This window comes from Sphingomonas sp. (assembly GCF_045810705.1).
GTDB lineage: Bacteria > Pseudomonadota > Alphaproteobacteria > Sphingomonadales > Sphingomonadaceae > Sphingomicrobium.
The window spans coordinates 35,321-48,008 of sequence record NZ_JBJMVI010000002.1; the positions used below are offsets into that span (position 1 = coordinate 35,321).

The 12,688-nt window shown below is 66.7% G+C and carries 18 protein-coding genes; 5 read left to right on the forward strand and 13 right to left on the reverse strand.

All coding sequences use genetic code 11. The features are described from left to right. The gene (locus ACJ8FR_RS00190) at positions 1–999 is read left to right on the forward strand and encodes a ligase-associated DNA damage response exonuclease (protein ID WP_407826581.1); all 999 of its coding nucleotides are present in this window, start codon (positions 1–3) and stop codon (positions 997–999) included. A gap of 30 nt (positions 1,000–1,029) precedes the next feature. On the opposite strand, the gene ACJ8FR_RS00195 is transcribed toward ACJ8FR_RS00190, so the two are convergent. The 3 genes from ACJ8FR_RS00195 to ACJ8FR_RS00205 form a co-directional block, all read right to left on the reverse strand. Then, positions 1,030–1,356 carry a hypothetical protein gene (locus tag ACJ8FR_RS00195; RefSeq protein WP_407826582.1) on the reverse strand — a complete coding sequence of 109 codons (327 nt, stop codon included), beginning with the start codon at positions 1,354–1,356 and terminating at the stop codon, positions 1,030–1,032. A gap of 30 nt (positions 1,357–1,386) precedes the next feature. Next, positions 1,387–2,766 carry a phosphoglucomutase/phosphomannomutase PgmG gene (gene pgmG, locus ACJ8FR_RS00200; RefSeq protein WP_407826583.1) on the reverse strand — a complete coding sequence of 460 codons (1,380 nt, stop codon included), beginning with the start codon at positions 2,764–2,766 and terminating at the stop codon, positions 1,387–1,389. A 77-nt stretch (positions 2,767–2,843) separates the two neighbouring features. Beyond that, on the reverse strand, positions 2,844–3,632 hold the full coding sequence (locus tag ACJ8FR_RS00205) for a division plane positioning ATPase MipZ (protein WP_407826584.1): 789 nt from the start codon (positions 3,630–3,632) through the stop codon (positions 2,844–2,846). A 68-nt stretch (positions 3,633–3,700) separates the two neighbouring features. Here ACJ8FR_RS00205 and panC point away from each other — a divergent pair, with 68 nt between their 5' ends. Both panC and ACJ8FR_RS00215 read left to right on the forward strand, forming a co-directional pair. Further along, positions 3,701–4,528: a pantoate--beta-alanine ligase gene (panC, locus tag ACJ8FR_RS00210; protein WP_407826585.1), complete on the forward strand. Its 828-nt coding sequence runs from the start codon at positions 3,701–3,703 to the stop codon at positions 4,526–4,528. A 78-nt stretch (positions 4,529–4,606) separates the two neighbouring features. Next, positions 4,607–4,912: a hypothetical protein gene (locus ACJ8FR_RS00215; RefSeq protein WP_407826586.1), complete on the forward strand. Its 306-nt coding sequence runs from the start codon at positions 4,607–4,609 to the stop codon at positions 4,910–4,912. 1 nt (position 4,913) lies between these two features. On the opposite strand, the gene ACJ8FR_RS00220 is transcribed toward ACJ8FR_RS00215, so the two are convergent. Genes ACJ8FR_RS00220 through ACJ8FR_RS00230 form a run of 3 tightly spaced genes read right to left on the reverse strand, consistent with a single transcriptional unit; the run spans position 4,914 to position 7,098 of the window. After that, positions 4,914–5,360 carry an OmpA family protein gene (locus ACJ8FR_RS00220; RefSeq protein WP_407826587.1) on the reverse strand — a complete coding sequence of 149 codons (447 nt, stop codon included), beginning with the start codon at positions 5,358–5,360 and terminating at the stop codon, positions 4,914–4,916. After that, positions 5,360–6,646, reverse strand: a complete 1,287-nt coding sequence (gene tolB, locus ACJ8FR_RS00225) for a Tol-Pal system beta propeller repeat protein TolB (protein ID WP_407826588.1) — start codon at positions 6,644–6,646, stop codon at positions 5,360–5,362. Before tolB ends, ACJ8FR_RS00220 begins: the two co-directional genes overlap by 1 nt. Then, positions 6,643–7,098, reverse strand: coding sequence for a YbgC/FadM family acyl-CoA thioesterase (locus ACJ8FR_RS00230; protein WP_407826589.1), 456 nt, complete (start codon positions 7,096–7,098; stop codon positions 6,643–6,645). The genes tolB and ACJ8FR_RS00230 overlap by 4 nt, the downstream gene beginning before the upstream one ends. 116 nt (positions 7,099–7,214) lie before the next feature. Between ACJ8FR_RS00230 and ACJ8FR_RS00235 the strand changes: the two genes are divergently transcribed. Continuing rightward, the gene (locus ACJ8FR_RS00235) at positions 7,215–7,658 is read left to right on the forward strand and encodes a hypothetical protein (protein ID WP_407826590.1); all 444 of its coding nucleotides are present in this window, start codon (positions 7,215–7,217) and stop codon (positions 7,656–7,658) included. Continuing rightward, a complete protein-coding gene (locus tag ACJ8FR_RS00240; protein WP_407826591.1) occupies positions 7,651–7,857 on the forward strand; it encodes a helix-turn-helix transcriptional regulator in 207 nt (68 codons plus the stop codon). Before ACJ8FR_RS00235 ends, ACJ8FR_RS00240 begins: the two co-directional genes overlap by 8 nt. On the opposite strand, the gene ACJ8FR_RS00245 is transcribed toward ACJ8FR_RS00240, so the two are convergent. The 7 genes from ACJ8FR_RS00245 to ACJ8FR_RS00275 all read right to left on the reverse strand — a co-directional run bounded on the left by ACJ8FR_RS00245 (position 7,823) and on the right by ACJ8FR_RS00275 (position 12,657). Beyond that, positions 7,823–8,986, reverse strand: coding sequence for a DUF3089 domain-containing protein (locus tag ACJ8FR_RS00245; protein WP_407826592.1), 1,164 nt, complete (start codon positions 8,984–8,986; stop codon positions 7,823–7,825). The two genes, ACJ8FR_RS00240 and ACJ8FR_RS00245, sit on opposite strands and share 35 nt — an antisense overlap. Continuing rightward, a complete protein-coding gene (gene ruvB / locus ACJ8FR_RS00250) occupies positions 8,986–10,029 on the reverse strand; it encodes a Holliday junction branch migration DNA helicase RuvB (RefSeq protein ID WP_407826593.1) in 1,044 nt (347 codons plus the stop codon). Before ruvB ends, ACJ8FR_RS00245 begins: the two co-directional genes overlap by 1 nt. 150 nt (positions 10,030–10,179) lie before the next feature. Next, positions 10,180–10,581 carry a GFA family protein gene (locus ACJ8FR_RS00255; RefSeq protein ID WP_407826594.1) on the reverse strand — a complete coding sequence of 134 codons (402 nt, stop codon included), beginning with the start codon at positions 10,579–10,581 and terminating at the stop codon, positions 10,180–10,182. Further along, positions 10,578–11,168, reverse strand: coding sequence for a Holliday junction branch migration protein RuvA (gene ruvA / locus ACJ8FR_RS00260; RefSeq protein ID WP_407826595.1), 591 nt, complete (start codon positions 11,166–11,168; stop codon positions 10,578–10,580). The genes ACJ8FR_RS00255 and ruvA overlap by 4 nt, the downstream gene beginning before the upstream one ends. An 11-nt stretch (positions 11,169–11,179) precedes the next feature. Then, positions 11,180–11,665 carry a crossover junction endodeoxyribonuclease RuvC gene (ruvC, locus tag ACJ8FR_RS00265; protein ID WP_407826596.1) on the reverse strand — a complete coding sequence of 162 codons (486 nt, stop codon included), beginning with the start codon at positions 11,663–11,665 and terminating at the stop codon, positions 11,180–11,182. Then, positions 11,662–12,405, reverse strand: coding sequence for a YebC/PmpR family DNA-binding transcriptional regulator (locus ACJ8FR_RS00270; RefSeq protein ID WP_407826597.1), 744 nt, complete (start codon positions 12,403–12,405; stop codon positions 11,662–11,664). The genes ruvC and ACJ8FR_RS00270 overlap by 4 nt, the downstream gene beginning before the upstream one ends. A 9-nt stretch (positions 12,406–12,414) precedes the next feature. Next, the gene (locus tag ACJ8FR_RS00275) at positions 12,415–12,657 is read right to left on the reverse strand and encodes a DUF2312 domain-containing protein (RefSeq protein ID WP_407826598.1); all 243 of its coding nucleotides are present in this window, start codon (positions 12,655–12,657) and stop codon (positions 12,415–12,417) included. Between the last annotated feature and the right edge of the window lie 31 nt (positions 12,658–12,688).

Sequence of the window (12,688 nt, forward strand, 5' to 3'; positions counted from 1 at the left end):
ATGGCGCGATTGGGTTCCTGGATTCACTCCCACCCCGAGGGCATCTATGTCGAGCCCGCCGATGCGTGGATCGACCCGTCGGCGCCGAAGGCCCGCGCCTGGGTCACGCACGGCCACGGCGACCATGCCCGGAGCGGGCATTCAGCCGTGCTCGCGACCGCCGAAACCCTGGCGATCATGGAAACGCGTTACGGGCCCCAATCGGGTCAGCCGATCACCTATGACGAGACGATCCGCGTCGGCGAGGTCGACGTGCGCTTCGTCCCCGCCGGCCACGTTCTCGGCTCCGCGCAGATCGTGATGGAGCATCGCGGTGAGCGGATCGTCGTCTCGGGCGATTACAAGCGCCGGCCCGATCCGACCTGCGCCTGCTTCGTGCCGGTGCCGTGCGACGTCTTCATCACCGAGGCGACCTTCGGCCTGCCGGTGTTCCGCCATCCCGACACCGGGAGCGAGATCGACCGGTTGCTCCACCGGCTGCACTCCGACCCGAGCCGCTGCGTGCTGGTCGGCGCCTATGCGCTCGGCAAGGCGCAGCGGATCATCTGTGAGCTGCGGGCGCGCGGACATCACGACCCGATCTATTTCCATGGCGCGATCGAGCGGTTGAACCAGCTCTACGAGAGCTTCGGCGTGGAGCTGGGCGAGCTTCGCTCCGCGACCGGCGCGACGAAGGCGGAAATGGCCGGCCATATCGTGATCGCCCCGCCCGGCGCACTCAACGACCGCTGGTCGCGGCGGCTGCCCGACCCGGTGACCGCGATGGCCTCAGGCTGGATGCGCATCCGCCAGCGCGCCCGCCAGCGCAATGTCGAGCTGCCTTTGATCATCTCCGATCACGCCGACTGGGACGAGCTGACCATGACCATCCGCGAGCTCGAGCCCAGCGAAGTGTGGATCACGCATGGCCGCGAGGAAGCGCTCAAGCATTGGTGCATGACCCACCAGATCAAGGCCTGCGAGCTGAACCTTGTCGGCTATGAGGATGAGGATGATTGAACTGCGGTTCGGTGACCTTGGGATAGACGCTCATTCGACGTCACTGACTTCCTCGACCAACTGCAATGAATTTGCACGATAACAGTAGATGGGTTCTCCGCCGACGCCGCCGAGCTCCATTTTCAGTTGAATGCAATTTCTGTCGGGAAATGACATCACAACCGGGTAGGTCTCTTTCAATTCACGCGCATGGTTCTTCGCAAGCCACCTCTGAATGGCGTCTTTCGTTTGCGCTTCGGATCCATTCCAATTGACCTGAAAACGGTCTTTGTGCCGAGCCTCGGAAAGCCCGGCTCTGTAGCCCTGCTCGTAGAATATCAGAGCGACTAGGGCAGGCACGGCGATCAGAGCGAACACTTGGATAAAGGGACGAACTGGCGGCATGAGTCAGTGCACCGCCTCAATGCGCTCCACGTTTGACTTCGCAAGCTGATCGTCAATCTGCGCGACTAGGCGATCCAGCCCCGGCTGATCCGCCGCCTCTGCCCTCGCCACAAGCACGTCTTGGGTGTTCGAGGCGCGGAGCAGCCACCAACCGTCACTCGTGCTGACCCGGACGCCGTCGGTTGCGTCGACCTTGGCGCCTTCGGCGGTGAGGCGGTCGCGGACCTCCTCGACGGTCGCGAACTTGCGCACTTCGTCGACCTGGAAGCGCAATTCGGGCGTGGCCATGGTTTTGGGCATCGCGTCCATGATCTCGGTCAGGCTCTTGCCGCTGACGCTCACCGCCTCGATCAGCCGCACGGCCGCATAAAGCGCGTCGTCGAAGCCGTACCAGCGGTGCTTGAAGAAGATGTGGCCGCTCATCTCGCCGGCGAGCGGCGCGCCGGTCTCCTTCATCTTCGCCTTGATCAGGCTGTGGCCGGTCTTCCACATCAGCGGCTTGCCGCCCAATTCGGCGACGCGGTCGAACAGGACCTGGCTCGCTTTCACATCGGCGATGATCGTCGCGCCGGGTTCCGCCTCGAGCACCGGCCCGGCAAGGATCGCGAGCAATTGGTCGCCCCAGATCACGCGGCCCTTGGCATCGACCGCGCCGATGCGGTCGCCGTCGCCGTCGAAGGCGATGCCGAAATCGAGCTGCTTGTCGGCGACGAGCTGCTTGAGGTCGGCGAGGTTGGCTTCGACCGTCGGGTCCGGGTGGTGATTGGGGAAACGCCCGTCGACGGTGCTGAAGATTGCGTAATGGTGGCCGGGCAGCCGCTGGATCAGCTCGTCGAGCACCGGTCCGGCCGCGCCGTTGCCGGCGTCCCACCCGATCCGGAACCCTTTGCCGGAGAAGCCCTCGACCAGCCGGTCGACATAGGCCTCGCGGATATGCACTTCCTCCGTGCGGCCGTTGCCCTCGGTCCACTCGCCGGCGGCCGCGCTGCGCCCGAGCGCCTGGATCTCCTGCCCGAACACCGAGCGGCCCTTCAGCAGCAGCTTGAAGCCGTTGTAGTCCGCCGGGTTGTGGCTGCCGGTGACCTGGATGCCGCCGTCGACGTCCAGAACATGGGTGGCGAAATAGAGCATCGGCGAAGGGCCCATGCCGGTCAGCACGGCGTCCACCCCGCCTTCGGTCAGGCCGCGGACCAGCGCCGCTTCGAGCATGCCAGAGTGGGTGCGCCCGTCGCGCCCCACCGCGATCCGCCGCGCGTCCTCGTCGAGCGCCAGCGCCGCAAAGGTGCGGCCGAGCGCATAAGCGTCGGCCTCGGTCAGCGTGTCGCCGACGATCCCGCGAATGTCGTATTCGCGAAGGATGGTGGGGTTGAAGCGGTGAGTCATGGCGCGGCCTTGTACCCCTGCGGAGGCAGGGGTCCAGCCCCACAAAAAGAGTCTGGACTCCTGCCTTCGCAGGAGAACTAGGCGACCTTTTGCTCGACCTCGTCGGCGCCGGGGATGGCGAGGCCGGCGATCATCTCGCGCAGCTCCTGCCGTGCGGTGATGTGTCCGAGCCCGACCTCGCCGAGCTGCTGCAGGTCGAGCAGCGTCAGCCCCTTGGGGAACAGCTCGCGGTAGATCACGCGTTCGCCGAGGCCCGGGATGACCCGGAAGCCGATGCGGCGCGCGAGTTCGTCCATTGCCGCGCCGACGCGCTTCAGATTGTGCGATTCGATGTGCTGGAGGCGGTTCCTGAGGACGACCCAGTCGACGCTCTTGCCCGATTGCTTGGCGCGCTGGGTGCGGCTGTTCCAGATCAGCTCGGCGTAGAAGCTCGGCCGGGTGATCTTGTAATTCTCGGGGTGGACCTGGCCGATCAGGTCGAGGTCGACGAAGCTGTCGTTCATCGGCGTGACCAGCGTGTCCGCCTTGAGGATCGCCGCGCGGGCGACCGGATCGTCGCGGCCCGGCGTGTCGATAACAATGACGTCGGCATGCTCGCCGAGGCGGCCGATCGCCGCGGCCAGGCCTTGTTCGCTTTCATCCTCGAGCACTTCGTAGGCCGCGTGCGGAAGCTCCTTCTCCAGCCGGCGCATGGTCGCGTCGCGGTTCTCGAGATAACGGGTCATCGTCCGCTGGCGCCCGTCGAGGTCGAGTGCTCCGACCCTGTGGCCCGACGCGGCGAGCGCGATCGCCGTGTGCACCGCGGTTGTCGATTTGCCCGTCCCGCCCTTTTCGTTGGCGAAGACGATGAAATGCGGCTGGGTCATGCTTGATCTTTCCCCCGGCGCAAGTGCAAGCGCCGCCCGCTGGAAAGATTAACTTAGGCGGCCCACGCGTGCAAATCGTTCTTAACAGTGAAGAATTGGCACGCGCTCGGGACGGCATGGCCGGGACGCTCGCGCTCGTCCCCACGATGGGGGCGCTTCATGCCGGGCATTTGGCGTTGATCGCCGCGGCCAAGATGCGGGCGGCGACCGTCGCCGCCTCGATCTTCGTCAATCCGACCCAGTTCGGGGAGGGCGAGGATTTCGGCCGCTATCCGCGCCGGCAGGAGCAGGATGTACGAATGCTCGAGGAGGCCGGCTGCGATCTGGTGTGGGCGCCGTCGGTCGAGGACATTTATCCCGCGGGCTTCTCGACCAACATCAGCGTCGCCAGTGTCTCGAAGCGGTGGGAGGGCGAAGCGCGACCCGGCCATTTCGACGGCGTTTCGACAATTGTCGCCAAGCTGCTGCTGTCGGTGGGCCCCGATCTCGCGCTGTTCGGCGAAAAGGATTTCCAGCAGCTGGCGGTGATCCGGCGGATGGTCACCGACCTCAACATTCCGGTCGAGATCGTGGCTGTGCCGACGGTGCGCGAGGCCGACGGTCTCGCTTTGTCATCCCGCAACGCTTATTTGAGCCCGGATGAGCGCAGGCGCGCCGCCGCATTGCCGAATGCGCTTCTGACCATGCGCGACGCGATCCGGGATGGCACCGCCGTCAGCGCCGCTCTCCAGGCGGGCAAACAGGCGCTCGTCGACGCGGGCTTCCTCAAGATCGATTATCTGGCGCTGGTCGATGCCGCGACGCTCGAACCGCTGGATGCCATAGTGGGCGAAATGCGGCTTATCGCCGCCGCCGTAATCGGCACGACGCGTCTGATTGACAACATCGCGGTCTGAACGTGCCTAAACGGCGTTAACCATTTCTTTGCCGTTGGCGGACGAACTTGCCCCCAACAGGGAGTGAGGGGACGCAAAATGGGGGCAATCAGTCAGAAGAGCGCGGAGTTCCTGTTGAGGAGCCGCCTCGCCGACGCCGAAGCCGGCGACGTGGACGCGCTGTTCGAGCTTGGAGTGACATATTCCACGGGTCGCGGCGGGATCGGGGTCGACCTGATTGAGGCGCACAAATGGTTCAACCTCGCAGCGCTGTCGGGCTGCACCCGCGGGCAGGAATGCCGCGCCGAGATTGCGCTCGAAATGACCGGGCGTGAAATCGCCGAGGCCCAGCGCCAGGCGCGCGCCTGGCTGACGACGACCAGCTACCAGCGCCGCGCGGCGTAAATCACCGCACCAAGATCGTGACGGCGCGGCCAAGACCGGGCCGCTCCTTGCCCCAGCTGGTCGTCGAGACCTGCGCAGCGGGCACCCCCAGCAGGACGAGATAGGCGCGCGCTTCCTCGGCGCGCCGGGCGCCGATCGCCAGCGCATGGTCGCGGGTGTCGCCCGCATCGCCATAGCCTTCGATCCGAACGACCATTTCGGGATGGCGCCGGAGCCACGCCGCCTGCAGCGCGAGCGCGGCCTTGGCTGCCGTTCCCAAGGTGACGCCCCCGCTTCCGAAATAGACCATCGTGCCGCCGGCCTGCGCGGCGAAATCGGCGCGGACCGCGTCGATGCCCTGCAGCACTGGCTGCTGCGGCTGCGCATCGCGCTTTTTGAGGAAGGGCAGCTGGGCCTGCGCAACGCCGGCGTCCAGCAGAAGAGCAAGCACGAACAGGATCCTACGCATCAGTCCATCACTCCCGACCAGTCGGGATCGGAGCCGCCCTGCGGGATCGTCACCGTCCGCGGCTCGCCGCCGTCGAGCCCAACCCGGTAGAGCCCGCCGCGGCCGTCGGGTGCGGTGCGCTGGAACAGGATTTCGCGGCTGCTCGCGGCCCAGCTCGGACCTTCGTCGGCCGGGCCGTTGGTGAGCAGCTTCTCGCCTGTCCCGTCAGACTTCATGATTCCGATGCGCCGGCCGTCCTGGCCGCGCCGGGTGAAGGCGATCGACTGGCCGTCCGGACTCCACGCCGGGCTTCCATACCAGCCGCCGCCAAAACTGATGCGGCGCTGGCCCGAGCCGTCGGCGTTCATCACATAGAGCTGCTGGGAGCCGCCGCGGTCACTTTCGAACAGGATTTGGCTGCCGTCGGGAGAAAAGCTCGGGTCGGTGTCCACACCGGGCGCGGTCGTCAGCCGCTGCGGAAGGCCGCCGGCGGCTCCGACGACGTAGATGTCGCTGTTGGCGCCGAGCATCATCGAAAAAGCGATCCGCGTGCCGTCGGGCGAAAAGCGTGGCGCGAAGGTCATGGCATCGGCCGCAATCAGCGGGCGCTCCTGACCGGAGCCGAGATTGACCAGCCGCACGTTCGGCCTGCCGCCGGCGAAGCTGACATAGGCGACCTGCCCGCCTTTGGGCGCCAGCCGCGGCGTCAGGACCATCGCGTCGCCCGGGGTTACAAAGCGCTGGTTGGAGCCATCGCTGTCCATCACCGCGATTCGCCGGGTGCGTGCGTCGCCTACGCCGATTTCGGCGACGTAGGCGATCCGCGTGTCGAACATTCCGGGCGCGCCGGTGACAGCCGTGTAGGCGAGTGAGGAGCATTTGTGCGCCGCCCGGCGCCAGTCGTTCGCACCGATGATGACGCCCTTTCGCGCAAGCTCGCGGCCCTTGTCGACGTCGTAGACGTAGCAGCCGACGGTCAGGCGGCCGTCGGAGCGCGACTGGACGAAACCGGTCACCAGCACCTTGGCGCCGGCCGAGCGCCACTTGGAAAAGGTCGGGGCGGTGACCTCCGGAGCGGAATAATAATCGTCGCGGTTGGGCTTCAGCGGCGTCAGCTCATTGGTCTGGCCGAGGTCCGCCGCGATCAGCTGCGTCACGTTCCAGCCGACGGCCAGCATCTGGTTGCCCTTGTCGCCGCTGTCCGGACTGGTGAGCGGCGGTACGGCGATGATCGTCGCCGCCGGCTGCTGCGCGTGCGCGGCCCCGGCCAATCCAAGCAGCAGGAAGGTCAAGTGCAGCCGCTTCATCGATCCGCCGTGATTGCGTGGAATTTGGCGACCCAGTCGCCGGGCTGCCGCCGCGGCCGGCCGTGACCGTCGAGGAAGGCCGCCGTGACGAGGGCGTCGGTCAACATTTCGGCCCCGCGCATGACTCGCTGATGAATGTCGACCGAGGATGCGCGGACCTGTTCAACGCCGCTGACGACCTGCAAATCGTCGCCGAGACGGGCCGGGCGGCGATATTTGATGTCGACCTCCACCACCGCATAAGCGCTGCCCGATCGGCCGAGCTCGGCGGCCTGGTCGACTCCGACGGCGCGGATCATGTCCGACCGCGCCCGCTCCATGAACTTGAGATAATTGGCATAATAAACAATGCCGTAGGCGTCCGTGTCCTCGAAATAGACCGTGAGCGCGAACCGGTGCTCCGTGCCGATGAAGCCGCCGCGATAGGGCGTGTCGAGCGATTCCCCGGCCATCGGATCGGCTGTAGCGATGGGCGACTCCCGCCGTAAACCCCACTTCGCCGATCCCCTTGACTTCGATGTAACGTGAAGCTCACATGTCACCTACAGGTTACTTCGGGGGAACAGACATGCGTGACTTGCGCGACATTGAAGACGCCGAGCGGATGGGGCGGAAGCGCTCGCAGATCTTTTTCGTGCTGGCGATCGTGTTTTTCGCCGGCCAAAGCCTTTACTTCACGAGCTCGCCGGCAACCCGGGACTCCCATGCCAGAGTTGGCGCGTGGCTGATCCTCGTCATTCTGATCATGATGTTGCTTGCGACCGGCGGTTTCCTGCTCCGCGGCCGCAAGGTTCGCGATCTCCTCAACGACGAGACGTCCCGGCTGAACCGGCTGGCTTCCCAGGCGCTTGGATTTTGGGTGACGATCATCACCTCGCTGGGGCTCTACGTCGAATCGATGTTCGAGCCACTGACTTTCAACGAAGGGGTCCACATTCTCGTCACGCTGGGAGTGGGATCGGCGCTCATCAGCTTTGCCGCGCGCGAACGGAGAGCGCACCGCATTGGCTGAGGCGCTGCTGAACCGGCTGAAGGAAGAACGCGATGCCAAGGGTTGGACGCAGGCGGAGCTCGCTGCGCGCGTCGGGGTGAGCCGGAAAACGATCAACACGGTTGAAAACCGGGTCTTCACGCCGTCGGCAACCTTGGCGATCAAGCTTGCCCAGGCACTGGACCTCAACGTCGAGCAGCTGTTCTGGATCGAGCGCTGATCTCGCCGACCGAGCGGATGAGGTCGCCCTGGGCTTCGTACATGTCGGAAAGATGCATGCCCCAGCCGGGCAGGAACATGCCGAGCACGCCCACTTCGCCGCCGACGCGGTCGGTCCACTTCTCGCCCGGCTTGTGGTTGGTGCGGATCCACAGATAGCCGCGCTGGCCGTCGTTCACACATCTGGCCGAGACCAGGCCGTCGGTGCGAACGAACGGGGTCGGCGGCGGGCCTTCGCTCGACCAGGCGACCGGGCCGCCGGGAACGGGCTGGCTGGAACGCGTGTACCAATAGCTGTCGAGCGGCACCCAGCCGGTGGCCCCCGGGCGCCCGGGGTTGACGCAGCCGACGGTCATCCCGGGCCGATCGGCGACGCCGAAGATCGCGCCCGTCGACGGGACGTTGTTCTCGCGGAAGCTGCTGTAGGCGATCACGCAACCGGTCTCGCCAGGACGGCTGCACAAAGGCGTTTTCTTGAACGTGCCGCCGACCAGCTTGCCCTGAGGCACGAGGACGTTGAAGCCGGGCACGATCGCCAGCTTCATCCGCGCCGCGACCACGGGGTTGGTCTCGATCTCGTGCCCGATCAGCATCTGCAGCATCAGGCTGCCCTGGCTGTGCCCGACGAGGACGAATGGGCGGCCGTTGTTCCTGGTCGCGAGGTAATTCCGCCATGCCTCCGACACGTCCGCATAAGCGAGCTTCGCAGCATCATTGATGTCGGCGCCCGCGGCGTAGGCCGCCACCGCACCGACAGTCATCTGGCGATACACTGGCGCGAAGGTCCGGCACACGCCGGCAAAGCGGGCGAACTGGACCTCGGTCGCGCCGCGTTCCTCCACGGGCTTGAGATCGCTGTTCATCCCCTGGTCGCGCGAGACCGTCGGATAGACGTAGAAGCAGTCGAGCGGCGGGTCTTTCGTGACGGTGCTGAGGCGGGTCGAGCCATAGCCGTTGGGGTTGAGCGCGGTGGTCGCGAGCGGGGTCGAGCAGACATCGGCGCGTCCGGGGAGGCACAGCCACGACGACTCCTTGGCATAGTCCGGCGCGCGGGCGGGCGCCGCAGACTGAGCGGCAAGCGGAGAGGCCGCAACGAGCGCGGTGGCGGCAAGCAACAACGAATTGCGCATTATTTGGACGCGGCTCCCTGGTCGAACAGGCCGGACTGGCCGCCCTGCGGCACCGGCAGCCCGAGATGGGCATAGCCGCGGCCGTTCAAGGCACGCCCCCGTGCCGTGCGGGCGATGAGGCCGAGCTGAATGAGGAACGGTTCGATCACGTCCTCGATCGTGTCGCGCGGTTCCGAAAGGCCGGCGGCGAGCGTCTCCACCCCCACCGGCCCGCCACCGTAAAGGTCGGCGATCATCGTCAGGTAACGCCGGTCCATCGCGTCGAGGCCAAGTGCGTCGATCTCGAGCCGGGACAACGCCCGGTCGGCGACCGGCAGGTCGATCGTGTCCGCGCCCGAGGCATGGGCGAAGTCGCGCACGCGCCGGAGCAATCGCCCCGAAATGCGCGGCGTGCCGCGCGAGCGCCGCGCGATCTCATGCGCGCCATCGTCGGTGAGCGCGACGCCGAGCAGCCGAGCGGCACGGCGAACGACCTGCTCCAACTCCTCGACCGTGTAGAAATTCAGCCGCACCGGAATCCCGAACCGATCTCTTAGCGGCGTTGTCAGCAGCCCTTGCCGCGTGGTCGCGCCGATCAGGGTGAAGCGCGGCAGGTCGATCCTGACCGAGCGCGCCGACGGTCCCTCGCCGATCATCAGGTCGAGCGCCCGGTCCTCCATCGCCGGGTAGAGCACTTCCTCGACCGCCGGAGCGAGGCGGTGGATCTCATCGATGAACAGGACGTCGCCGTCCTCGAGGTTGGTGAGCAGCGCGGCGAGGTCACCGGACTTGGCGATCACCGGCCCCGAAGTGGCGCGAAATCCGACCCCCATCTCCCGGGCGAGGATTCCGGCGAGCGTCGTCTTCCCGAGGCCGGGGGGACCGTGCAGCAGGACATGGTCGAGCGCCTCGCCACGCGCCTTTGCGGCGGTGACGAACACACGCAGGTTCTCGCGCGCGGCCTGCTGGCCGATGAACTCGTCGAGGCTCTTCGGGCGCAGCGCCGCGTCGGCGTCTTCGCTGGTACGCTCCGGCGTCGTGATTCGGGCAGGATCAGTGGCCATATCGTCCCCGAAACGCAGCGAACGCAGCAATCCTACACGTGCGCGCGCCACGTGCGCGCACGTGAGTCCGAGCTCGCTTGCTGGATCTCAATGCGAACAAAACGGCCATGCCGCGATGATGCACATTGCCGGCGCTGTAGGACAGAGATTTCAAGCGGAATGTTCGACGTCTTCGTCGATGATCTCGATCCAGTCGTGCCGCCTCCGCTCCCACACCGAATAATCGGGACTGTCGACGATATAGGGGTCGTCGAGCGCGCCCAGAGGGATGGCGATCACGTCGGGAAAGTTGCCGCCGCTGTAGTGGACGGTCGAGCCGCATTCCGGGCAGAAGCTGTAGGTCGTCGTCTGGCCGCTGTCGGCGGTGCGCGTCCATTCCTTCGACACCCCCTCGATTTCGACGCAGTCGGCGGGCCAGCGGACCTGAGCGGAAAAGGCGCTGCCGGTGCGCTTCTGGCAGGCGAGGCAGTGGCACACCGAGACGCGCACCGGATCCCCGCTGGCGATCGCGCGGAGCTGGCCGCAGCGGCAGGAGGCGTTGTGCTCGGTCATCTTGCCGCTTTCTTGAGCGCGAGGCGGACCAAGGCGTCGAGCGAAGCCTCCGCGCCGAGGTCATCGACCGCCGCGTTGACGGCGACGCTAGCGTCGGCCGGCTTGAAGCCGAGGTTGGCGAGCGCGGAGAGCGCGTCGGCGGCGGCTCCGGCCCGGGGTGCGGGTCCGATGCCGCCGAGACCGACTGCGCCGAGCTTGCCCTGGAGCTCGTTGGCGATGCGCGCGGCGAGCTTGGGTCCGACGCCGTTGGCGCGGCCGATCATCGCCTTGTCGTCCTGCGCGACGGCGCGGGCGAGCTCGTCGGGTGAAAGCGCCGAGAGGATCGCGAGCGCGAGGCGGCCGCCGACGCCCTGGATCGACGTCAAGGCGCGGAACGCGTCGCGCTCGGCGGGCGAGCCGAAGCCGAACAGCGTCCAGGCGTCCTCGCGCACCTGCAGCTCGGTCAGGATCAGCACTTCGCCGCCGATGGCCCCGAGCGCCGCCAGCGTCCGTCCGCTGAGCTGGACCTGGTAGCCGACGCCGCCGACGACGACGACGGCGCTGTCGCCGCCGATTTCAGCGAGGATTCCAGTGAGGCGCGCGATCATCAGACGCAGGCTTAAGCCATGCGGCGGCTGGTCGCCAGATGATGCGCATGCGTGATGGCGACGGCAAGCGCGTCGGCGGCGTCCGGGCCGGCGATCGTCACGCCGGGAAGCAGCCGTGACACCATCGTGTGGACCTGCGCTTTCTCGGCGCCGCCGGTGCCGACCACTGCCTTCTTGACCAGGGTTGGCGCGTATTCGCCGACCTCGATCCCGGCGCGGGCGGCGCACATCAAGGCCACGCCGCGCGCCTGGCCGAGCTTCAGCGTCGATTGCGGGTTCTTGTTGACGAACACCTCCTCGACCGCGGCGGCGGCGGGCGCATGATCGCCGATCAGTGCTTCCAGTTGATCCGCGAGGGCGGCCAGCCGTCGGGCCAGCGGTGCCGAGGTGTCGGTCTTGATCTGCCCGTTGGCGACGTGCGTGAGGCGGTTGCCCTCGGCCTCGATCAGTCCCCAGCCGGTCGTGCCGAGGCCGGGATCAAGACCGAGAATCTTCACGCGAGGTTAGCCAGCTCTTCCTCGGGGACGTCGTAATTGCCCCAGACCGTCTGGATATCGTCATCCTCGTCGAGCGCGTCGATGAGCCTCATCAGCTGCTGCGCATCGTCGCCGCGGACCTCGACCTCGGTCGCGGGCTTCCACGCGAGCTTCGCGCCTTCGCCCTCGCCCAGCATCGGCTCGAGCGCGCGCGCGACTTCGTGCAGGCTGTCGATGGCCGTCCAGATGCGGTGTCCGTCCTCGTCGCTTTCGACGTCCTCGGCGCCGGCCTCGATTGCGGCTTCTAGGATCTTGTCGGCATCGCCGGCGCCGGCCGGATATTCGATCAGGCCGAGCCGCTCGAAACCGTGGCTGACGCTGCCGCTGGCGCCGAGATTGCCGCCGTTCTTGGAGAAGATCGTGCGGACGTTGGTCGCGGTGCGGTTGCGGTTGTCGGTCAGCGCCTCGACGATGATCGCGACTCCGCCGGGGCCGAAGCCCTCGTAGCGGATCTCCTCGTAATTGGCGGCGTCGCCGCCCGCCGCCTTGTCGATCGATCGCTGGATATTGTCCTTGGGCATCGACTGGGCGCGGGCGGCGATCATCGCGGCCCTCAGGCGCGCATTGGCGTCGGGGTCCGGTATGCCCATTTTCGCCGCGACCGTGATCTCGCGGCTCAATTTCGAGAAGAGGGCCGAGCGCTTCTTATCCTGCGCCCCCTTCCGGTACATGATGTTCTTGTATTTGGAATGGCCGGCCATGGCGGTTCCTTACGCCAGGCCGAGCGCCGTGCGATAGGTTTCGAGCAGCGCGTCGGCTTCCTGCCGCGCGTGCGTCTCCATCTTCCTCAGTCTTACGATCGCCCGCATCGTTTTGGTGTCGTAGCCGTTGGCCTTGGCCTCGGCATAGACGTCGCGGACATCGTCGGCGATGCCCTTCTTCTCTTCCTCGAGCCGCTCGATGCGCTCGATAAACAGCCGCAGCTGATCCGCCGCGACGGTGCCTTCCGCCATGTTTGATGAACTCCGATGTCGATGTGCAAGG